Annotated in this window: 21 protein-coding genes; 10 read left to right on the top strand and 11 right to left on the bottom strand. The window is 67.8% G+C overall.

Annotated features, from left to right (window positions below; translation table 11 throughout):
• The first annotated feature begins 118 nt into the window (after positions 1 to 118).
• Both ACWCPQ_RS10860 and ACWCPQ_RS10855 read left to right on the top strand, forming a co-directional pair.
• On the top strand, positions 119 to 1,222 hold the full coding sequence (locus tag ACWCPQ_RS10860; protein WP_449897069.1) for an acyl-CoA dehydrogenase family protein: 1,104 nt from the start codon (positions 119 to 121) through the stop codon (positions 1,220 to 1,222).
• 51 nt (positions 1,223 to 1,273) lie between these two features.
• Positions 1,274 to 2,098, top strand: coding sequence for an acyl-CoA dehydrogenase family protein (locus ACWCPQ_RS10855; protein WP_449897370.1), 825 nt, complete (start codon positions 1,274 to 1,276; stop codon positions 2,096 to 2,098).
• A gap of 107 nt (positions 2,099 to 2,205) precedes the next feature.
• On the opposite strand, the gene ACWCPQ_RS10850 is transcribed toward ACWCPQ_RS10855, so the two are convergent.
• The 4 genes from ACWCPQ_RS10850 to ACWCPQ_RS10835 form a co-directional block, all read right to left on the bottom strand.
• On the bottom strand, positions 2,206 to 2,754 hold the full coding sequence (locus ACWCPQ_RS10850; RefSeq protein ID WP_449897068.1) for a hypothetical protein: 549 nt from the start codon (positions 2,752 to 2,754) through the stop codon (positions 2,206 to 2,208).
• Between the two features lie 488 nt (positions 2,755 to 3,242).
• Entirely contained in the window at positions 3,243 to 3,752 is a 510-nt protein-coding gene (locus ACWCPQ_RS10845) for a hypothetical protein (RefSeq protein ID WP_449897066.1), read from the bottom strand.
• A gap of 196 nt (positions 3,753 to 3,948) precedes the next feature.
• Positions 3,949 to 4,737 carry an enoyl-CoA hydratase gene (locus tag ACWCPQ_RS10840; protein ID WP_449897064.1) on the bottom strand — a complete coding sequence of 263 codons (789 nt, stop codon included), beginning with the start codon at positions 4,735 to 4,737 and terminating at the stop codon, positions 3,949 to 3,951.
• A gap of 120 nt (positions 4,738 to 4,857) precedes the next feature.
• The gene (locus ACWCPQ_RS10835; protein WP_449897062.1) at positions 4,858 to 5,856 is read right to left on the bottom strand and encodes an acyl-CoA dehydrogenase family protein; all 999 of its coding nucleotides are present in this window, start codon (positions 5,854 to 5,856) and stop codon (positions 4,858 to 4,860) included.
• Between the two features lie 182 nt (positions 5,857 to 6,038).
• On the opposite strand from ACWCPQ_RS10835, the gene ACWCPQ_RS10830 reads away from it, so the two are divergent.
• From ACWCPQ_RS10830 to ACWCPQ_RS10810, 5 genes are all read left to right on the top strand, one after another.
• Positions 6,039 to 6,695 carry a TetR/AcrR family transcriptional regulator gene (locus ACWCPQ_RS10830; protein WP_449897060.1) on the top strand — a complete coding sequence of 219 codons (657 nt, stop codon included), beginning with the start codon at positions 6,039 to 6,041 and terminating at the stop codon, positions 6,693 to 6,695.
• A gap of 48 nt (positions 6,696 to 6,743) precedes the next feature.
• On the top strand, positions 6,744 to 7,592 hold the full coding sequence (locus ACWCPQ_RS10825; RefSeq protein ID WP_449897058.1) for an acyl-CoA thioesterase: 849 nt from the start codon (positions 6,744 to 6,746) through the stop codon (positions 7,590 to 7,592).
• A 44-nt stretch (positions 7,593 to 7,636) separates the two neighbouring features.
• On the top strand, positions 7,637 to 8,719 hold the full coding sequence (locus ACWCPQ_RS10820; protein ID WP_449897056.1) for an NAD(P)H-dependent amine dehydrogenase family protein: 1,083 nt from the start codon (positions 7,637 to 7,639) through the stop codon (positions 8,717 to 8,719).
• Complete coding sequence (locus tag ACWCPQ_RS10815) at positions 8,716 to 9,126, top strand: nuclear transport factor 2 family protein (protein WP_449897055.1); 411 nt, start codon at positions 8,716 to 8,718, stop codon at positions 9,124 to 9,126. Before ACWCPQ_RS10820 ends, ACWCPQ_RS10815 begins: the two co-directional genes overlap by 4 nt.
• Before the next feature lie 751 nt (positions 9,127 to 9,877).
• Positions 9,878 to 10,051 carry a hypothetical protein gene (locus ACWCPQ_RS10810; RefSeq protein WP_449897053.1) on the top strand — a complete coding sequence of 58 codons (174 nt, stop codon included), beginning with the start codon at positions 9,878 to 9,880 and terminating at the stop codon, positions 10,049 to 10,051.
• A gap of 8 nt (positions 10,052 to 10,059) precedes the next feature.
• On the opposite strand, the gene meaB is transcribed toward ACWCPQ_RS10810, so the two are convergent.
• Complete coding sequence (gene meaB / locus ACWCPQ_RS10805) at positions 10,060 to 10,950, bottom strand: methylmalonyl Co-A mutase-associated GTPase MeaB (RefSeq protein WP_449897368.1); 891 nt, start codon at positions 10,948 to 10,950, stop codon at positions 10,060 to 10,062.
• 65 nt (positions 10,951 to 11,015) lie between these two features.
• Positions 11,016 to 12,164, bottom strand: coding sequence for a thiolase family protein (locus ACWCPQ_RS10800; protein ID WP_449897052.1), 1,149 nt, complete (start codon positions 12,162 to 12,164; stop codon positions 11,016 to 11,018).
• Between the two features lie 100 nt (positions 12,165 to 12,264).
• On the opposite strand from ACWCPQ_RS10800, the gene ACWCPQ_RS10795 reads away from it, so the two are divergent.
• Positions 12,265 to 13,029, top strand: coding sequence for an SDR family NAD(P)-dependent oxidoreductase (locus ACWCPQ_RS10795; RefSeq protein WP_449897050.1), 765 nt, complete (start codon positions 12,265 to 12,267; stop codon positions 13,027 to 13,029).
• A 65-nt stretch (positions 13,030 to 13,094) separates the two neighbouring features.
• A complete protein-coding gene (locus ACWCPQ_RS10790; RefSeq protein WP_449897366.1) occupies positions 13,095 to 13,865 on the top strand; it encodes an SDR family NAD(P)-dependent oxidoreductase in 771 nt (256 codons plus the stop codon).
• Positions 13,866 to 14,092: 227 nt separating this feature from the next.
• Here the strand turns inward: ACWCPQ_RS10790 and ACWCPQ_RS10785 are convergent, their stop codons facing one another.
• From ACWCPQ_RS10785 to ACWCPQ_RS10765, 5 genes are read right to left on the bottom strand one after another with little or no spacing between them, the layout of a single operon-like run.
• Positions 14,093 to 14,641 carry a hypothetical protein gene (locus ACWCPQ_RS10785; protein WP_449897048.1) on the bottom strand — a complete coding sequence of 183 codons (549 nt, stop codon included), beginning with the start codon at positions 14,639 to 14,641 and terminating at the stop codon, positions 14,093 to 14,095.
• A 57-nt stretch (positions 14,642 to 14,698) separates the two neighbouring features.
• Positions 14,699 to 15,466: an enoyl-CoA hydratase/isomerase family protein gene (locus ACWCPQ_RS10780; RefSeq protein WP_449897046.1), complete on the bottom strand. Its 768-nt coding sequence runs from the start codon at positions 15,464 to 15,466 to the stop codon at positions 14,699 to 14,701.
• Position 15,467: 1 nt separating this feature from the next.
• Positions 15,468 to 16,556, bottom strand: coding sequence for an acyl-CoA dehydrogenase family protein (locus ACWCPQ_RS10775; protein WP_449897044.1), 1,089 nt, complete (start codon positions 16,554 to 16,556; stop codon positions 15,468 to 15,470).
• Complete coding sequence (locus ACWCPQ_RS10770) at positions 16,543 to 17,448, bottom strand: acyl-CoA dehydrogenase family protein (RefSeq protein ID WP_449897042.1); 906 nt, start codon at positions 17,446 to 17,448, stop codon at positions 16,543 to 16,545. The genes ACWCPQ_RS10775 and ACWCPQ_RS10770 overlap by 14 nt, the downstream gene beginning before the upstream one ends.
• A complete protein-coding gene (locus tag ACWCPQ_RS10765; protein WP_449897040.1) occupies positions 17,426 to 18,829 on the bottom strand; it encodes a class I adenylate-forming enzyme family protein in 1,404 nt (467 codons plus the stop codon). Before ACWCPQ_RS10765 ends, ACWCPQ_RS10770 begins: the two co-directional genes overlap by 23 nt.
• Positions 18,830 to 18,929: 100 nt before the next feature.
• Here ACWCPQ_RS10765 and ACWCPQ_RS10760 point away from each other — a divergent pair, with 100 nt between their 5' ends.
• The gene (locus ACWCPQ_RS10760; protein WP_449897038.1) at positions 18,930 to 20,078 is read left to right on the top strand and encodes a 2Fe-2S iron-sulfur cluster-binding protein; all 1,149 of its coding nucleotides are present in this window, start codon (positions 18,930 to 18,932) and stop codon (positions 20,076 to 20,078) included.
• The last annotated feature ends 30 nt before the right edge of the window (positions 20,079 to 20,108 follow it).

Here is a 20,108-nt window from a genome sequence, read left to right as displayed (position 1 = left end):
GACACAGTATGAGTGGGTCAGGTCCGGAGGCGGAAGTGCGATACCTTCGCCTGCGCTTCGGCCTCCGCGTCAGCATGCGGACCGATCGCAAAGCCTCGCCCATACCCGAGGGGGCAGTATGAGCGAGTCAGGGCCGGAGATCGAGGGATTCCGGTCGCGATTGCGTAGCTGGCTGGACGAGCACGATCTCTCTCCCGGACCCGAACCCGGTTTCGACGCACAGGTCGCGCAGCTGGGCCGGGTCCGGCGGGCGCTCTTCGACGCGGGCTGGATGCGGTACGGCTGGCCGGAATCCGTCGGCGGGATCGGAGGTGGGCCACTGCTGCGGGCGGTACTCGGCGAGGAGGTCGCGACCCGCGGTCTGGCCGAACCCGGTATCTATTCCATGGTCGAGGTGCTCGCCCCCACCATGATCTCCTATGCCCGGCCGGAGCTGGCCGCGCACACGGTGCCCCGGCTGCTCGACGGCAGCGAACAATGGTGCCAGGGCTTCTCCGAGCCGGGTTCCGGCTCGGATCTGGCCTCGTTGCGCACCCGCGCCGAACAGCGGGGTTCGGATTGGGTGGTCAACGGCCAGAAGGTGTGGACCAGCCTGGCCCAGTTCGCCGCCCGCTGTGTCCTGCTCACCCGCACCGGCCCCGGGCACGACGGGATCACCGCGTTCTTCGTCGATATGGATACACCCGGGATCACCGTGCGACCGCTGCGCACCATGCACGGTGTCGACGAATTCGCCGAGGTGTACTTCGACGATGTGGTGGTCGGCGCGGACCGGATGCTCGGCCGGCCCGGCGACGGCTGGCGGGTCGCGATGGATCTGCTCCCCTACGAGCGGTCCACCTGTTTCTGGCACCGGATCGCGCACCTGTTCACCCGGCTCGACCGCGTGCTGGATCAGACCGCGGCCGGTGACGACGCCGACCTGGGCGCCGCCTACCTGGCACTGCACACCGTCCGCTGCCGATCCCGCGCCACCCAGCGGCGGCTGGCCGGCGGCGCCGCGCTCGGCCCGGAGACTTCCATCGACAAGGTCCTGCTCGCGGGCGCCGAACAGCAACTCTTCGATACCGTCCGTGACCTGCTACCCGGCGTCGTCGAGCTGGACGACACCGAATGGCGTTCGGAATTCCTGTATTCCAGGGCGGCGACCATCTACGGCGGTACGGCCGAAATCCAGCGCAACATCATCGCGCGCCGGCTGCTCGGATTGGGAAAGGAGTGAGTGGTGGACACCGACGAACAGCTGCTGCTCGCCGATACGCTCCGCAAGACGATGACCGCGACCAGCGGCACCGTTCTGTACGCGCAGCTGTGTGACCTGGGCTGGCACGATCTGCTCACCGGCCCGGCCGAGGTCGCCGAGATCGCCGTACCTCTGGTGTTCCGGCTGCTCGGCGAGACCGGCGCACATGCCCCGCTGCTCGACGATGTGCTCGCGCACGCCGCCGGCCGGCCCCTCGGGGAGACCGCTGCGCTCCCGTTCACCGGCGGCACCTGGGTGCGCTGGGCGCACGAACTCCCGCCGGGAACCCCGGAACCGATAGACCCGGATCTGCCGCTGCTGCGGCTCGGCGATATCACCGAATCACCCTCCGCAGCGCCGCTGCCGACGCAGGCCGGGCGCCGCGCATTGGGCTGGTGGCTGGTGGGGTCGGCGCGGGCCATGCTCGACCTGGCCCGCGTGCACGCGCTCGAACGGCATCAGTTCGGCAAACCGGTGGCCGGTTTCCAGGCCGTCCGGCACCGGCTGGCCGAATCACTGGTGGCCATCGAAGGCGCGGAGGCCGCTCTCACGGTATCGCCGGGTGACGCGGACCATCCGGCCCATCCGGATCCGCACAGTCCCCCGCCCGAGGAATCCGAGGCACTCGGCGCGCTGCTGGCCAAGGCCGCCGCCGGTCGCGCGGCACTGGTGACGGCCCGCAACTGTCAGCAGGTGCTGGGCGGGATCGGGTTCACGGCCGAGCACGAATTCCACCGCCACTACAAGCGGGCACTGGTACTCGACGGATTACTCGGCAGCGCCCGGGAACTCACCCGCGAGGCCGGTACGATGCTGCGCGAGCTGGGTTACGCCCCACGGCTGGCTCATCTCTGACTCGGCTGTCTGCCGTCTCGCCCTGGTCGGCGCGCCAGGGCGGTGGCTCGATATCCCGGTTCAACGACGCTCGGACGAGGCGTTCCGGCCGCCGGGACGGAAACGGTTCAGGCGCAGGCCTGCGATACTCCCCCGGATATCGCGACCAGCCCGCACATGGTGGAGGACGCGATCTTCCAGCCGTCCTCTTCGCGAACCGCGTGACCGGTCTGACCGTTCACGACCGGATTTCCGGAAATATTCAGCGTGAAACGCAATTGGGCCTGTCCGGGCTGGATCAGCACCACATCGGTGACATCGATGGTGGTGAGCGCTGTCCGGATATGGTTCGCCATTCCGGAGATCTCGGTTTCGAATTCTCTACCGTGCTCGACCAGAGCGATCCGGTCCTCGGTCGAGGTGGCGGGGGCGAAGAACGCTTCGTATACGCCCATGATCGCTGCGTTCGTGGCCGCCGGCGAATCGGCGACGGCGACTCCGGGGGCGGAACCCACTGCCGTGGCCGACTTTTCGGCGGCACCGGCCGGAGTTTCCGCGGTGGGTAGGACATAACAGTTGTCGGGACCGAAAAAATTGCCGCAGCCGGTGGCCGCGGTCAGTACGAGAGCGACCCCGCCCACGGCAGCAATGCGCGCTACCCGGCGTCTTCGTGACATCGATTCGTCTTTCTGCAGAGTGATGAAGCGCAGCTCCGGAAACAGCGTTACCGCAGATGCCGCGGCGAGTTTAGCCCGGGACACTCTGGGGTAAGGGCGAATTCGAAGCATTTGAACGGATAGAAATCCGGTAAACCGGACGGGTTCGCGGTTGGGCGGTCCGGCGACACTCCCCACCCGGCCCGGCCTCGCGGCGCCCCCATCTTCCGGCGACTGTGCCGACTGTGGCACAGTCGGCTTCGCAGCCCCCCACGGGCCCTTCACGTGACCACCACCCGCCCCCGGCGGCACTTCGCCTCCGGCGCGGACCGCCCCCGCGAACCGCCCGGCCGCCGCCACGCCGTCGGGCACCACACGAGCCCGGACGGCGGATCGATACTGCGCGATCGACACGCGACATCCGGGCCCGGCGGATCGCCCGTCGCGCGGTATCACCGCACGGGGACCGATATTCCGATGGACGGAGCAGTGCCGCCCGGTGAGAACGATCAGCTACAAGCCGGGTTGGGCTCCCCGCTGCCCTGGACCGCCAACAGCGAACAGAAGGTCATCGCCGCGACCTTCCACGTGTCGCCCTCTTTGATCGCCTGCCCGGACTGGTCCGGCAGCACCGGATTACCGCCGAGCAGTAGGGTGTAGGTGACATCCGCGGTCTTGTCGTCGACGAGCTGGACCGCGGAGACGGTCACGCTGGTCCCGGCGGCCCGCGGATCGGCGGCCATCCCCTGCAGCATCGGCGCGAAGGCGTCCCCCTTCTCCACGAGACCCGCCCGGGTCGCCGCGGGCGCGGTGCCGTCGAAGAAGGTGACGAAAGCGTCGGTGATCTCCTTCTCGGTCTCCGGGGAGGCCGAGGCGGGCGCCGCCGAACTGGTGGCGACCGGAGCCGAGGTGGCAGCGGCGGCATCGTCCTCGGAATCACCGCAGCCGATGACGGCCGTGGCCGTCAGTGCCATCAGGCCGATGAGTGCGGCGGTACGCCGGGTTCTACTGGAACGCATGGCGGAAACCTTTCCGATGGACACATCGAATTGTTGTCCATCAGGGAAATTCGGAAACAGGGTTCCGGGTGGACGTAATTCGGTTACGCTACCCGTGTCGAAGATTCCCCGATCGCCGATTTCCTTTTCGGTGACCGCTTTTCCGATATCGGGGGATCGATACCGCGGCGAACGGTTCGATCCCCCGTCGGTCGGTCTATTTGATGTTCGTCTTCATTTGTTCGAGGTCGACCAGGATCGGGTATCCGCTCACACTCAGCGCGTTTCCGTGCCCCGTGGAATGGATATCGAAAACCGATTGCACCGCAGCGTAGAACCCCTGCACATCCAGGGTCTGGTTCACGGCCCGTTTCGCCTGGCGCAACCCGAACGGTGGCATCTTCGCGATCTGCGCCGCCACTTCCGCTGTCTTCGCGGGCAACTCGTCCAGGGGAACCACCATGTTCACCATGCCGGTCTGCTCGGCCTCGTGCGCAGTGACCGCCCGGCCGGTGAACAGGATCTCCTTGGCCTTACGGGGCCCGAGTTCCCAGGTGTGACCGTGGTACTCCACGCCACCGATCCCCATCATCGCGACCGGATCGGAGAACAGCGCGTTGTCCGCGGCGATGATGAGATCGCACGGCCAGCACAGCATGAGCCCGCCCGCTATACACCGTCCCTGGACCGCCGCGATCGTCGGTTTCGGCACATTGCGCCAGCGCAATGTGTACTCCAGGTACCGTCGGCTCTCGGTCTGGTAGATCCAGTCGAGCGTGATCTTCTCGGGCTTGGGCCAGCTGTCGTCCTTCAGATCGTGACCGGCCGAGAAATGCTTACCCGCGGCGTTCAGAATGATGACCACGACCTCGTCGTCGGTGGCCGCCCGGGTCCAGGCGGCATCGAGTTCGTCCAGCAGCGCCGAATTCTGCGCATTGGCGGCCTCGGGCCGGTTCAGGGTTATCGTCGCGATCTTGTCGGCGACCTCGTAGTCGATATACGACAAAACAGTGCTCCTCGGTTCCGGGTCGACCGGGTTCACGGACCCGGCGCTGGTTTTCGGTTTGCGACACCGTCCGCGCTGCCGGCGCATCGGCCGGGCGGCGCTGCCCCATGGTGTCGCCGATCACCCTGCGGTGGCCAGGTATTCGGCGGCGACCACCGCACGATGCCGGGCCGCACCGCCGAACAGCAGTTCACCGGCCTTGGCCCGTTTGATCGCGAATTGCAGGTCGTTCTCCCACGTGAATCCCATGGCCCCGAACAACTGCACACCGTGCCGGAAGACGGTCGACTGACATTCGCCCGCCGCGGCTTTCGCCATCGCGGCCGCCAGTGTGCGCCGCGGATCGTCCTCGGCCAGGCACAGGGCCGCGAAATATGCCAGCGCCCGGGCCCGTTCGATGGCCATATGCATATCGGCCGCCTTGTGCTGCACCGCCTGGAAGGCGCCGATCGCGGTATCGAACTGACGCCGGGTCCGCACATGTTCCAGTACCAGATCGAGGATCCGCTGGCAGGCGCCCACCGTCGTCAGCGCCAGACCGGTCAGGGCGAGCTGGCGGGCCCGTTCGGGATCTCCGGTGGCGCGGTCGCCGTCGGTGACCCGCACCGCGTCGAAGGTGACCTCGGCCAGATGCAGTACCGGATCGAAGGCAGCGGTCCGCCGGGCGGTGACGGCGTGCGCGGGAACCACGAACACGCCGGCCTCGGTGACGACGGCCAGCCGATCGCAACGGTCCCCGTCGAGCACCGGAGCGGCGCTGCCACTCAGCAGCCAGCCGTCCCGGTCGCGGGTCGCGGTGACGCCCTCGAACACCGCGGCCCCGGTTCCGTCGGCGCCGGCCGACACCCCGGCCAGCGGCGCGAACTGGGTCATGGTGGCAAGATAGGGCGTGGGGTCGGTCGCCCGGCCCAGACCTTCGAGCACGATACCGAGTTCCACGGTCGCCTCCGGCTCGACGAGTTCGGTCCAGCCGAGGTCGACGTAGGTCTTCCAGATCCGGCCCGGATCCGCCCCGGCGTCGACGATCTCGCGGATCACCGCGGGCGGGCACTCCTTGGCCGTCACTTCCCGGACCGTATCGCGCAACAGCCGTTGATCGGCATCGAACTCGAAGAGCATCCGGCTGCCTCCTGTGGCGGGGTTGCGTTACGTTGAGGAGAATAGCATTCTCTTGAGATGAAATTAATAGTCTCCTCATTGGCGCGAACATGGGACGTGCCTGCCCAGACATGGGACGTTCTCCGGTACAGTGCACTCATGTTCTCCACAGATGGGATCAATGGGATCGGACGGGCCGGCCGGTGACCAGCCCGAGCGAAGAACCGGCCTGGAAGCAGCGCGCCGTCGAGCGCTCGATCCGCACCGCGAAGCTACGCGCCGAACAGCGGGTCCAGCGCTTCCTCGATGCCGCCCAGGCGATCATCACCGAAAAGGGCACGACCGATTTCACGGTCCAGGAGGTCGTGGATCGGTCCAAACAGTCGCTGCGCAGCTTCTACCTGCAGTTCGACGGTAAACACGAACTGCTGCTGGCCCTGTTCGAAGATGCGCTGAGCCGCACCGCCGAACAGATCCGCGCCGCCGCGGCCGGTAAGGACAACGCCCTGGAACGGCTACAACTGGCCGTGGAGCTCCTCTACGAACTGTGCCGCCCGGATCCGACCGCGCAGCGCCCGCTGTTCACCGATTTCGCACCGCAGCTGCTGGTCAGCCACCCGGCACAGGTGAAGGTCGCACACACACCACTGCTGGCCCTGTTCACCGAGCTGATGATCGATGCCGACAAGGCCGGACTGCTCCGCACGGAGGTCAATCCGCGTCGCATGGCGGCGATGGTGATGCAGACGGTCATGTTCACGGCGCAGTCCAACGGCGGTATCGACGACGAGACCGCGTATCCGATCTCGGCCGAGGAGATCTGGGAATTCTGCGCTCGGGGCTTCGCACACGCCGACTGAGCGAGAATAACGTTCTCTAAATCAGAGAAACGAGCTTACACTCGCTGTATGCCCGATCTCTGGACCGACCTTCTCGCCTGTATGGACCTCCGCCTGCGGCCCACCGCGCCACCGGCCGGTGACGACGCGCCCGCTCCCGATCCGCAGGCCACACTGTCCGTTTTCGAAGGCCCCAATCAGCAACTGGAATACCACCGGCTCTTCGGCGGCCAGCTGCTGGCGCAGTTCCTGCGCGCCGCGGTTTTCGCCTGCCCGGACAAGACGGTCAAATCGGTACATGTGATCTTTGCGCGCGAAGGTAAGAGCGATGCCCCGGTGTACTACGTGGTGCAGCCACAGCACCGCGGCCGCTCCTTCGCGACCCTCACCATCGTCGCACGGCAGAAGGGCGATGTGATCGCCACGGCGCTGGTCTCCATGACCGCGATGGAAGAAGGCCGGGACAGTCAGGAAGTCGCGGCACCGTCTCCACTGCCCGGCCCCGAACACCGGATCGAGATCGGCCTCATCCCGTGGGAGACCCGATCGCTCACCGATCTCAGCGATGCATCGGTGGGACCGGCCGAATACGACCTGTGGATGCGGACCCCGGCGACCGGCGCCGAACTGGCTCCCGGTCTGGTCGCCTACGCGACCGATCTCAATGTGATCGGGACAGTGCTGCGCCAGATCGAGGGATTCGAACACAGCGGCAACGGCACCGCGTTCACGTCCGCCACCACGTCGCACACGCTCTGGTTCCACCGGCCGTTCCGCAGCGACGACTGGTTGCTGCTGCGGCACCACGGCACGGTCATGGCCCACGGCCGCGCCTACGGGCGCGGCGACGTCCTCACCGAAGACGGCACTCTGGTGGCCTCTTTCGCTCAGGAAGCGCTGCTGCGCTTCCGCCCCTGACCGCCTTCCGGCCGATCACGGCACAGCACGGACGGAGAATCCCGATGGAACCCGGCACCCTGACCTCCCCTGCCCGTCATGACACCGGCGGCCCGTACCGCGTCGCCCAATGGGCCACCGGCACCATCGGCCGGCGGGCGCTGCGCGCGATCATCGAACATCCGGAACTCGAACTGGCCGCGCTGTATTCGCACTCCCCGGACAAATCCGGGCGCGACGCCGCCGAACTGTGCGGGCTCGCCGTCCCGACCGGGATCGAAGCGACGGGTGATATCGAGCAGATCCTGGCCCGGCGGCCGGACTGCCTGCTGTACATGCCGCAGAGCTGCGATCTCGACGAGGTGTGCGCGATTCTCGCCGCGGGCACGAATATCGTGACGACCTGCGGCCTCTTCCATCACCCGCCCAGTATGGATCCCGCCGTCCGGGCCCGGGTGGAGGCGGCGTGCGCGACCGGAGCCACCTCGATCCACAGCACCGGCAGCAGTCCGGGGTTCATCACCGAGGCGGTACCGCTCGTGCTCACCTCGATCCAGCGGCGGCTGGACTCGCTGGCCATCGAGGAGTACGCCGATCTCTCCCGGCGGGATTCACCGGGAATACTCTTCGATGTGATGGGGTTCGGCAGCCCCCCGGCCGATTTCGCCGAGGCACGACTCGACCATCTGCGCGACAGCTTCGGTCCGTCGCTGCGCCTGCTCGCCGACGGGATCGGCGTGCCGCTCGACGAGGTGACCGCGGCGGGTGCGGTCGCGACGGCGGGACACACCTTCGAAATCGCCGCGGGGACCATCGAAAAAGGCACGGTGGCAGCGCAGCGCATCACGATCTCCGGCCGGCGCGACGGACACACCGTGGTGTCCTTCCGCGCCGTCTGGCACTGCGGGGCCGAAGCCGGCACGGACTGGGAGATCCGGCCGACCGGCTGGCATCTGTCGATGCGCGGGGACGCTCCGCTCGAGATCGATATGGTGTTTCCATTCCCGCTCGACGAGATGGCCGAACACTCCCCCTCCTATACCGCCAACCGCGCGGTGAACGCCGTCGGCCACGTCTGCGCGGCGCCGCCTGGGATCCGCACGGTACTGGACCTGCCGACCGTCACCGCGAACCTGGGACGACCATGAACGACCACGAAGCGCTCCGCGCGCTCAAAGCCCGGTATTTCCGGCTGATGGATACCAAGGACTGGGCCGGATTCCGTGCGCTGTTCTGCGACGACGTCGTGATCGATCTGTCCGAGTCGGGCGGCGAGGTGATCACCGGAGCGGATACGTTCCTGACTTTTCTCACCGCCCGGATCGGCGAGGCCCTGACAATCCATCACGGGCACTCCCCCGAGATCGACGTGCTGAGCGAGACGACAGCACAGGGCATCTGGGCTCTGGAGGACCGGCTGACCTGGCCGGACGGTACACACGTGCACGGGTTCGGGCACTACCACGAGACTTACGCCAAGATCGACGGTGACTGGCGGATACGAACCCAGCGGCTGACCCGGCTGCACACGGACTACCGTCCCGCGGGAGCATGAGCCTTCCCGCTTCGCGCCGGACCGCACTCTCTCGCTCACTCGCCCTGAGGCACTGCGGGCCGAAGGGTGCACCGAGGCGCTACCCGACCTGAACTCCCAGCACCGCGCGGGAACTCCGCTCGGCCGCGGCATCGGGAGCGCGGGCGCCCGCCGGATCGAGCGGCTCGGCGAACACCCGCGCTGCCCGAGTGCGGCGCAACACTCGCTCCGACCCGGTTCGAATCGAACATCGACGACCGGCGTGATCCGCACCATAGTTCCATGCTGTAACGAAATATATTCGCCTCCAGATGTTTCCAGGAGCTACTGCCATGTAGGCAGACGCTGATCTGGAGGGAAAATGATCCGACCTGTTCTATTCGTAGCCGCGTCGGCCGCCGTCGGGGCGGCTCTCACGGCGTGCGGCAGCGCAGACACGTCTGATGCCGGTTCTTCGATATCGAGCACGGTTTCCACCCGGGTGTCGAACTCGACGACCGCCGACCGACCTCCAGCACCCGCCGCCCAACCTCCAGCACCCGCGGCCGAACCCCCCGCACCCGCGGCCGAACCCCCGGCACCCGCAGCCGAACCTCCGGCCGAACCCGAAGCCCCGGCAGCGCCCGAGCCGCCGGCCCCGGCGCCGGCGGCCGATCCTTGCGCCGAGGTGACCGACGAGTATCTGATCACCACAGCGAGAATGACAGGGGGCGGCGGGGATCCCCTGGCCGACCTTCGGCAAGCACGATGCAGCGGTACCTTCGCATCAGCGATGAGCCACCCGGAAGGAACCCTCCATCCGGTCATGTATCTGTTCGAGTACTCCGAGCAGAACGGGCACACACACTGGCACGTGATCGATATCGGCGAGGGCCTCGACTGCGTGAACAGGCACGGCGTTCCCGCTGATGTAGGAATAGCCATCGGCTGCGCCTCGGGTTCCTGAGACGCTGCTCAGTGCGCCTCGGGCCCGAGCCGGGCTTGCGGTGATACCGGCAGTGAACCGGAGATGCCGGTGACCTCGCCGGCCGGCCGCATCAAGTGATCCACTGCGGTATAGGGATCACACTCGCCCGCTCCCACCGCGTCGGCAAGGCCCGCGAGTCCGGGATGAGCGCGCAACCTGCTGTAGGCCAGTGACAAGATCTGCGCCCGGGCCCGGGCAGCACGGCGCTGCGGGGTATCGCTGCGGTGGTGGGCATCGACGGCGTCGACCAGTTCGGAGATACCGGTACCGTTCGCTGCGACAACCGTGAGGATCGGGATATCGGATTCGGCGCGCAGGTCGCGGACGGTCTGCTCGGCGCCGTCGCGGTCGGCCTTGTTGACCACCAGAAGATCGGCCACCTCGAGCAGTCCCGCTTTTGCGGCCTGCACGGCGTCCCCGGCGCCCGGGGTGAGTACTACGACGGTGGGGTCCGCTACGGCGGCGATCTCGATCTCGGACTGGCCCACCCCTACTGATTCGATGACGATCAGGTCGTAGGAAAGCGCGGCCAGCAACCGGACAGCCGCGGGCACCGCCGCCGACAGTCCGCCCAGATGCCCGCGGGTCGCCATCGACCGGATGAGCACCTGCGGATCGTCGATATGGGCGGCCATCCGGATACGGTCGCCGAGCAGTGCGCCGCCGCTGTAGGGCGAGGACGGATCCACCGCCAGCACCGCGACCCGGAGTCCCTGGCCACGATAGGTGCTCACCACGGCCGCGATAGTGGTCGATTTACCGGCGCCCGGCGGCCCGGTGAAGCCGACCACCCGGATCTCGCCCGGTTCCAGCAACCGGAGCACTTCATCGCGCCGCGGACCTTCGATCAGCGTGAGCAACCGGCCCGCCGCGCGCATCGAACCCGCACGCGCGGCGGCGACCAGGTCCGCCGGGGGCCTGCCCCCGGCGGCACCGTTGCCGGTCACGGCGCGGCGACCTCGAGTACCGTCGCCGAACCCATACCCCCGCCCGCGCACATGGCCACGATCGCCAGACCACCACCGCGACGCCGCAATTCGTGGATCGTGGTCACGATCATGCGCGCCCCGGTGGCCGCCACCGGATGCCCGAGCGAGCAGCCGCTGCCGTTCACGTTCACCAGATCCGGGTCCAGATCCAGTGCCCGCACGGCCGCGATCGGCACCGACGCGAACGCCTCATTGATCTCGAACAGATTCACGTCTCCGAGCGAGATCTTCGCCTTACGGACAGCTTTGGTGATCGCCTCGATCGGCGCGAGGCCGGTATCGGCGGGATCGACCCCCACCGAAGCCCAGGACCGGATCGTGGCCAGCGCGGGCAGGCCCAGGTCGTCACTGGCGACGGTGAGCAGCGCGGCCCCGTCGTTGGCGCCCGCCGCATTGCCCGCGGTGATCGAGAACCCGTCGATCTCGGGATGCAGGACCTTCAGCGAGGCCAGTTTCTCCAGCGTGGTCGTGCGGCGCGGATGCTCGTCGATCGCGAACTGCCCGAACGGAGTATCGATCGGCACCACTTCGTCGTCGAACCGGCCCTCGTCGATCGCGGCGATCGCGTTACGGTGCGAACGCAGCGCCCAGGCATCCAGATCCGCACGGGAGATACCGGATTTCACCGCCGCGTTCCAGCCCACCGTGATGGACATGTCCAGGTTCGGCGCGTCCGGGCGATCCGGATGCGAGGGCGAGGTCCACGGATCGGCCCATTCGTCGGGGCCGACCCGGAACCGGGCCTTGGGCGCGGTGGAATCGGCATTGACCCCGCCGGCGAGAACCAATCGGTCCATACCGGCCCGGATACCGGCGGCCGCGGTCTGCACGGCCGCCATACCGGCCGCGCAGTGGCGGTTGTGCGCCAGACCGGGCACGCCGGTCAGGCCCGCGGTGACCGCCGCGTGCCGGGCGATCACACCACCGCCGTACCGACCTTCGCCGAGGATCAGATCGTCGATGGGCGCGTCGGTCTCGAGCTGTTTCGTCGTCGCCTCGACCACGTGATGGGCCAGGTCGAAGGCGGTGGTTTCGCGCAGCGTGCCCTTGACGGCGGTCCCGATCGGGGTGCGCAGCGCGGATACGATCACGGCTTCAGGCATCAGTTCTCTCCAGTTTCCCCCACGTCGACGATCTTGCCGATATACATGAGAATAGTATTCTCTCAATTTGAGAGCGATAATCGCAAGAGAGGGCAGTGACATGCAGATCGAAGGAAGTTCGGCGATTGTCGTCGGCGGTACGGGCGGACTGGGCGAGGCCACGGTGCGGCGGCTGCACGCCGCCGGAGCCAAGGTCGTGGTGGCCGATGTCGCCGACGACAAGGGCAAGCAACTGTCCGACGAACTCGGTATCCGCTACATCCACACCGACGCCACCAGCGAGGATTCGGTACAGGCGGCCATCGAGGAAGCGAAATCCCTCGGACCGCTGCGCATCTCGGTCGATACCCACGGCGGCCCCGCCACCGGCGGCCGGCTGGTCGGCAAGGACGGCAGCCCGCTCCCACTCGACGGGTTCCGCACCACCATCGAGTTCTATCTGATCGCCGTGTTCAACGTGATGCGGCTGTCCGCGGCGGCCATCGCCGAATCCGAACCGACCGAGGAGGGATCGCGCGGGGTGATCGTCAACACCGCCTCGGTCGCCGGGTACGAGGGCCAGATCGGCCAGCTGCCCTATTCGGCGGCCAAGGGTGGCGTGATCGGGATGACCCTGGTGGCCGCCCGGGATCTGTCGCCGCTCGGCATCCGGGTGGTCACCATCGCCCCGGGCACGTTCAACACCCCCGCCTACGGCAAAGCCGCAGACCAGCTCGAACAGTACTGGTCCCCGCAGATCCCGTTCCCGAAGCGGATGGGCCGCTCGCCGGAATACGGCCAGCTGGTCCAGTCGATCGTGGAGAACGACTATCTCAACGGCGAGGTCATCCGCCTCGACGGCGCCCTGCGGTTCCCGCCGAAGTGAACGAGCCCGCCGTCCCGGCCGACGGCAAACCCGGGACGTACGGTCCGAGCGCGGCGACCCGACCAGTGGCGTCCGCCGGCGCCGGCGGGCGAAAGCCGCTCACGGGCAGAGTCGCTTTTGTCGCCGGGGCCAGTCGCGGAATCGGCGCCGCGATCGCGATGAGCCTGGCCGCGCAGGGCGCATCGGTCGCGGTCACCGCCCGGTCCGAAGTGACAGGTCGGGTACCCGGCACCATCCACGAGGTGGCCGGACGGATAGCGGCCGCGGGCGGCCGGGCGCTCGCTGTCCCCTGCGATGTCACCGACGAAGAATCGGTGCGCGCGGCGGCAACGGCAACCGTCACCGAATTCGGCGGGATCGACATCCTGGTCGCGAACGCGGGCGTGCTGTGGCTGGGCCCCGTCGAAACCACTCCGCTGAAACGCTGGCAGCTGTGCCTGGACGTGAACCTCACCGGCGTGTTCCTGGTGACCCGCGAAATGATCCCGCATATCCGCACCCGCGGCGGTGGCTCACTCATCGCGATCACCACCACCGGGGTGGAGATGACCGATCGTGGATCCAACGCGTACTGGGTCGCCAAGGCGGCGGTCGAACGGCTCTACGCCGGACTGGCCGCCGATCTGCGGCCGGACAATATCGCCGTGAACTGCCTGAGCCCGTCGCGGGTGGTGCTCACCGAGGGCTGGCTGGCCGCGGGCGGCGGCGAGATTCCCGCCGAGATGGTGGAACCACCGGAGACGATGGGCCGGGCCGCGGTTCTGCTCGCCACGCAGGACGGTGCCGGAATCACGGGTACGGTTCAACGCTCGGAAACCCTGCTCGCCACACAGTGATTCCGTTCCGGCGGACCGGTGCGTCGAAGGCGGACCGTCCGACGCGCACCGCGGTGTGCTCGGCACCGATCCTGCCGGGATCACCGATACGATTCAGGTTGCGCGCCACAGCGCCGCGCCTTCCGCGGTACGAAAGCCGGTATCAGGAATCTCGTCCCGGCCGTGCGGCGGATCGCGCGGAAGGCAGCCTTCGAGTATCCGGTGCTGTCGTGACCGCACCGGCGCGATCAGGCGCCGGTCGGCCGATAGGCGCTACCACCTGCCTCGAGTGCCAATCCGGTGGTGTCGATGAAATCGGCCAGTCGGCCGTTGGACGTCTGGATGTCTATTCCCTTGAACTCGGCGTCCACCACCACCCGCAGCCGGTCGATATCCGCCCAGTCGTCCTCGTCGTTCACTTTGACCCGGTCCACCTCGCACCAGCCCAGATGGATCGCGAATCGCACGGTCGTTCCGGCCTGGTGCAGCGCCTCGATGCGTACATAGTCGAAACTGCTGTGTTCGCCGTCGAAGAGATAGGCCTCGATCGGCTCGCCGAACTCTTCGCATTCGGCCTGCGCGCCTTCGAGCTCACGCCACGACGACACATCGAATGGAATCCACTCGATGTGGAATTGCACCCCGGATCTTCCGTCCGGATAGCCGTCGAAGTACACCGTCCATGTCAGTTCCGGAGCGCCGGTCGCACAGTTCTCCGACAGAACTCCTTCCCACGTCGATTCGGTGACCGGCCGGAATTCCGGCCACGGGTGGTGCTCACAGGCTGGTGCGTCCATCGGCTCAGCATAGAGAACGGAAAACCAACGGCCACATCAGCATTCGGCTGTCGGCGGCTACTTCTTGCCGGCGTTGAGCCGGGCGATGGTCGCGTGGAAGTCGTCGGTCTGGAAGGACTGGTACTCCGCGGTGGTGGCGTAGTCCAGGGTGGCCGCCACCGATTTCTCCAGCGCGATGTTCAGCACCCGTTTGGTCGCTTCCACGGCCTGGCGGGGCATTCCGGCGATCCGTTTCGCGCAGGCGAGCGCTTCGGCCAGCGGGTCGGCCACCACATGATTGGCCAGGCCCATCTCGCGGGCGCGGTCGGCGGAGATGCGAGCGCCGGTCAGCGCGTATTCCTTCGCCAGCAGCAGGCTCGTGTGCAACGGCCAGGTGAGCGGCCCGCCGTCGGCGGCCACCAGCCCGACTTGAACGTGCGGGTCGGCGAGGTAGGCGGTTTCGGCGATGTAGACGATATCGCTGAGCGAGACCAGGCTGGCGCCGAGACCCACGGCGGGACCGTTGACCGCGGCGACCACCGGTACCCGGCAGCGGGCCATCCCGAGGACGATATCGCGGCCGTGGGCGATCGTTTTCTCGCGCAGCACCGTATCGCGGCCGAGTTCCTCGAGATAGGTGAAATCACCACCTGCGGAAAAGGCCTTGCCGGCGCCGGTGAGTACGGCGGCACGGGCGTCGTAGTCCTCGGCGAGCCGGGGCCACAGCCGGGACAGACCGGTGTGCAGCGCGTCGTCCACGGCATTGAGCGCGTCGGGACGGTTCAGCGTGATGATCCGGAGTGAGCCGTCGGCCCGGACATCGATTTCCGGTGGCATATCGTACATTTCAGGCTCCCAATCCGAGGATGCGCGCGGCGATGATGTTCTTCTGGATCTGCGATGTCCCGCCCATCACGCTCTGGGCGCGGCTGTAGAGGTAGGAACCGAACATCTCCTGGTCACCGGTACCGGCCACGGCCAGCGCGGCATATCCGACCGATTGGTCGACCCAGGTCATGAGCAGTTTGTCGAGTGAGCCCTGCGGCCCGTGCGTTACGCCGTCGAGCTGTTCGGACAGCCGCCGCCGGACGTGCAGTCGCAGCATCTCCGCCTGGACGGCGGCCCAGGCGAGTTCGTCGGGGACCGAACCTTCGGTGCGGGCGGCGAGCTGGCGCACCAGCTTTCCGTAGCGCGCCGCGTACCCCAGAGTGGAGGGCTCCCGTTCGTGACCGACCACGGTCATGGCGAGTTTCCACCCTTCCCCGGGCGCCCCCACCAGCTGATCCGCGGGCACCCGGGCACCGTCGAACAGCACCTGCCCGAATTCGGTGGTCACCCCGCTCATCATCTCCAGCGGCCGCTGCTGCACACCCGGCTGTTTCATCGACACGACGAAGGCCGAGATCCCCTTGTGCCGGGGTGCGGCGGGATCGGTCCGGGCCAGCAGCAGGCACCAGTCGGCCACATCGGAGTAACTCGTCCAGATCTTGTGGCCGTGGATCACGTACTCGTCACCGTCGCGGACGGCCGTGGTGGTGAGGGAGGCAAGATCCGATCCGGCGCCGGGCTCGCTGAAACCCTGGCACCACCGCTGGCTTCCGTCGATCATGCCGGGCAGGAAGCGGCGGCACAGTTCCGGGCTCGCGTGGTGGCCGAGCCCCTGGATGAGATACCCGAGACTCGGCCGCGGCGGCGCGCCGGCGATCGCGAGTTCCTCGTCCAGGATCACGTCGTAGACCGGCGGCAACTCCTGACCGCCGTACTCCTCGGGCCAGGACAGCCCGAAGAATCCGGCCCGGTACAGCTCGGCGTGCCATTCGCCCTGCCGGGCCCAGTACTCGTCGCCGGAGGTCGGGTATCTGCCCGCCACTCCGGCGAGCCAGTCGCGCAGGCGTTCCCGGAACGCCGCTTCTTCGGCGGAATCACGAAAGTCCAAGGCCGGCCTCCTCCAGGCGTACGGGGAACAGTTCGGTGGACACCAGTGCCCGCCGCAGGTACACGTGGGCCAGGCATTCCCAGGTGTTGCCGATCCCGCCGTGTACCTGGATCGCGGTCTCGCAGACAGTGCGGGCGGCCCGGGCGGCGTAGATCTTGGCGATCCGCGCCGCGCGCAGCGCTTCGGCGGGCTCGAGTTCGTCCACGGCCCAGGCGGCATGCCACAGCACACTGATCGACCCCTCGATCAGCGCCTCGCTCTCGGCCAGCAGATGCCCCACCGCCTGATAGGAACCGATCGTCTGCCCGTACTGCGCCCGGACTTTCGCGTATTCCACCGCGAGCCGCTGGGCGCCGCGCGCGGCACCGACCAGATCCGCGCAGGTGGTGGTCAGCGCCAGGGCCAGCCAGCGATCCCGGTGTCCCGGCGAGATATCGGCTCGCGACTCCCACGGGCCTTCGGCCGCACCGGCGGCCCGGGTGAGATCCGCGCCCGCGACCTCGGCACCGACCGGCCCTGCCGATACACCGCTCCCCTCCAATTTCAGCACCCGGTCGCAGCCGGAGGCATCGATTGCGACGTCCCCGTGCGCGACCGTCCACCGCGCGGTGTCTCCGTCGAGCCGGCCCTGCAGATCGTCGGCGAGAACCGGCCCCAGAAACGGGACGTCCACCAGTCCGCGCGCGAACTCCTCGGCCACGATCGCCACCTCCACCCCGGAGGCGCCGTCGGAGCGCAGTTCACGGAAGCCGGTGCCCGACACCGCTTCCTCCAGGCGGGTGCGCCGCCGGGGGTCGGTCAGATCCAGCACCGAACCCGGGCCGAGTTCGTCGGCCAGTTTCGCGGCCGCGTCGCGCAGTTGCCGCTGTTCACTCGTCAGCCGGACGTCCATACCGCTCCTTCAGCACTCGCCGCAGCACCTTGCCCGACGGCAGGCGGGGGATCTCGTCCACGAATTGCACCTGCCGCAATCGCTTGTAACCGGCCAGCCGTTCCTGCACGGTCGTCATCAGCTCTTCGGCGGTCACCGGCGCCGAGATCGTGACAGCGGCGACGATCGCCTCACCGTTCGCGCCGTCGGGTATGCCGAACACCGCGCAATCGGCGACCGCGTCGTGGCCGTGTAGCACGGTTTCGATCTCCGCCGGTGCCACCTGGAAGCCGCGTACCTTGATCATTTCCTTGGACCGGTCGGTGAGACGCAGCCAGCCGTCGGCGTCCAGGTTTCCGACATCACCGGTGCGATACCAGCCGTCGTCGAATGCCGCCGCGGTCGCCGAATCGGGCAGATAGCCGGCCATCAGCGATTCCGCGCGCAACTGGATCTCGCCGTCTTCCCCCGGCCCGACGGGCTGCCCGTCCGCCAGCGACACCACCCGCACATCGACCCCGGGTACGGTCTTGCCGACGGAATCCAGTCGCGGGGATTCGATCGGATTGCAGGCGATCACCGGGAGTTCACTCGCGCCGTAGGCGGGCAGCCAGGTGACACCGGTCCGTCGGGTGACGGTTTCGGCGACACTCGCCGTCACCGGGGTCGCACCCCACATGATGTAGCGCAGTGAGGACAGATCGTAGGACTCGAGGCCGGGGAACTGCGCCATCGCCAGCGCGATCGGGGCCACCGCCATCTCGATGGTGATCTTGTCCGATTCGATCGTCCGCAATACGCGTTCCAGCTCGAACCGCCGGTGCAGCCGCACCCACGCGCCACATTCCAGCGCGGTGACGATATTGAGGATGCCGAGGATATGTGACGGCGGAGTCGCCACCTGGATCCGATCACCGGGTCCCAGTCGCAGCGCGTCCCGCCAGTGCCGCACCGCCGCCGCGAACGAAGCGTGCGTGTGGCGCACCGCTTTCGGCATCCCGGTGGTGCCGGAACTGAACACGAGTACCGCGTCGCCGCCGGGATCCGGTGCCGGGAAGGTCCGACCGGCCGGTGGTACCGGATCGTCGAGGGAGACCATGTCCATGAGCTCGGCCAGTACCGGTTGATCACCGAGTGCGTGCCGGGCGCCGGTCATCTCGAGCGCGTGCGCGACCTCGGCGCGTTTCCAGGCCGGGCTCAGCAGTACCACGGCGGCGCCGAGTCGCCAGACGGCCAGCACCGCGGTCACGAATTCCGGTCGGTTGGCGGACATCAGCGCTACCCGCTGCCCGGCGCCGACGCCGCGGCCCGCGAGTACCCCGGCCAAGCCGTCCGCCGCCGTATCCAGCTCGGCGCGGGTGTACTCGCGCTCCTCGAAGGCGAGCACTGTGGGATCCGTCATCTGCGTCCCCCCGTCCGGTAGCACTTCATGGCTGTTCCTATCCGAATTTGAGAATACTATTCTCGCTTGGATAGAATCTTAATACCAGAAGGAGGCGACCATGGCGAGACCACCGTTGTTCCGGCGCGCGAAGGTAACGCGCATCGCGAAGGAGACACCGGACACCCGCACCTTCGTGCTGGAACCCCACGACGGCCCCTTCGCCTACCAGGCCGGCCAGTTCTGCACGTTCAAGGTCGTGGTCGACGGCAAACCGCTCTTCCGGTCGTACTCGATGTCGAGTTGCCCCCATACCGACACCGAATTCATGACCACCGTCAAGCGCGTACCCGGCGGCCTGGTGTCCAACTGGATGCACGACAACCTCAGCGAAGGCGACGAAGTCGAACTGACGGTGCCGACCGGCCGATTCTGCCTGCGCGACGGCGATGTTCCGGTGCTCGGCTTCTCCGGGGGCAGTGGGATAACCCCGATCATCTCGCTGGCCAAGACCACGCTGGCGACCACCGGCCGTCAGGTCCGGCTGCTGTGCGCCGACCGCGACCGCAGCTCCGCCATCTTCGAAGCCGCCCTCGACGAACTGGTCGCCCGCTACCCCGGCCGGTTGACCGTCGTACGCCATCGCGACGACGAACACGGCTATGTGGACGCCGCGAAGGTCCTCGAATTCGTGGGCCCCCATACCGCCGGCGACGCCTACATCTGCGGCCCGGAACCCTTCATGGAGCTCGTCGAGAACGCCCTACCCGGGCCGGGACAGATCTTCTCCGAACGATTCGGCGGCGCCCCGGCCAAGCCCGCCCCGCCCGCGGCCGGCGCCCCGAATCCAGCTGCGGCACCGGCCGGCTCCACCCCGACAACGACTCCCACCACAGCCGTAGCGAACGCCGTCACCACCCCGCCGATCGGCGCCGTAGCGGCGGACGCGAGCACCGGGGCGGCGGCGACCACCCCCGCGAAACCAGCCGCCACCGAAGAGGGCACGGTAACGATCTTCCTCAACCGAAAAAAGAAATCCGTCCCCCGCCGCGACGGCGAAACCCTGCTGGAGAGCGCCCGCCGAGCCGGGCTCACTCCCCCGTTCTCCTGCGAATCCGGCAACTGCGCCACTTGCATGGCCAAACTCACCGAGGGCAAGGCGACGATGCGCGTCAACGACGCCCTCACCGACGACGACCTCGACGAGGGTTACATTCTCACCTGCCAAGCGATCCCCGATACCCCGTCGGTGACCGTCCGCTACGAATAGCGTCCACTGACAGCGGCGGAGCTCCGCGCG

It is taken from the genome of Nocardia sp. NPDC001965 (assembly GCF_053594175.1).
This window is presented reverse-complemented; position numbering and strand designations above follow the sequence as displayed.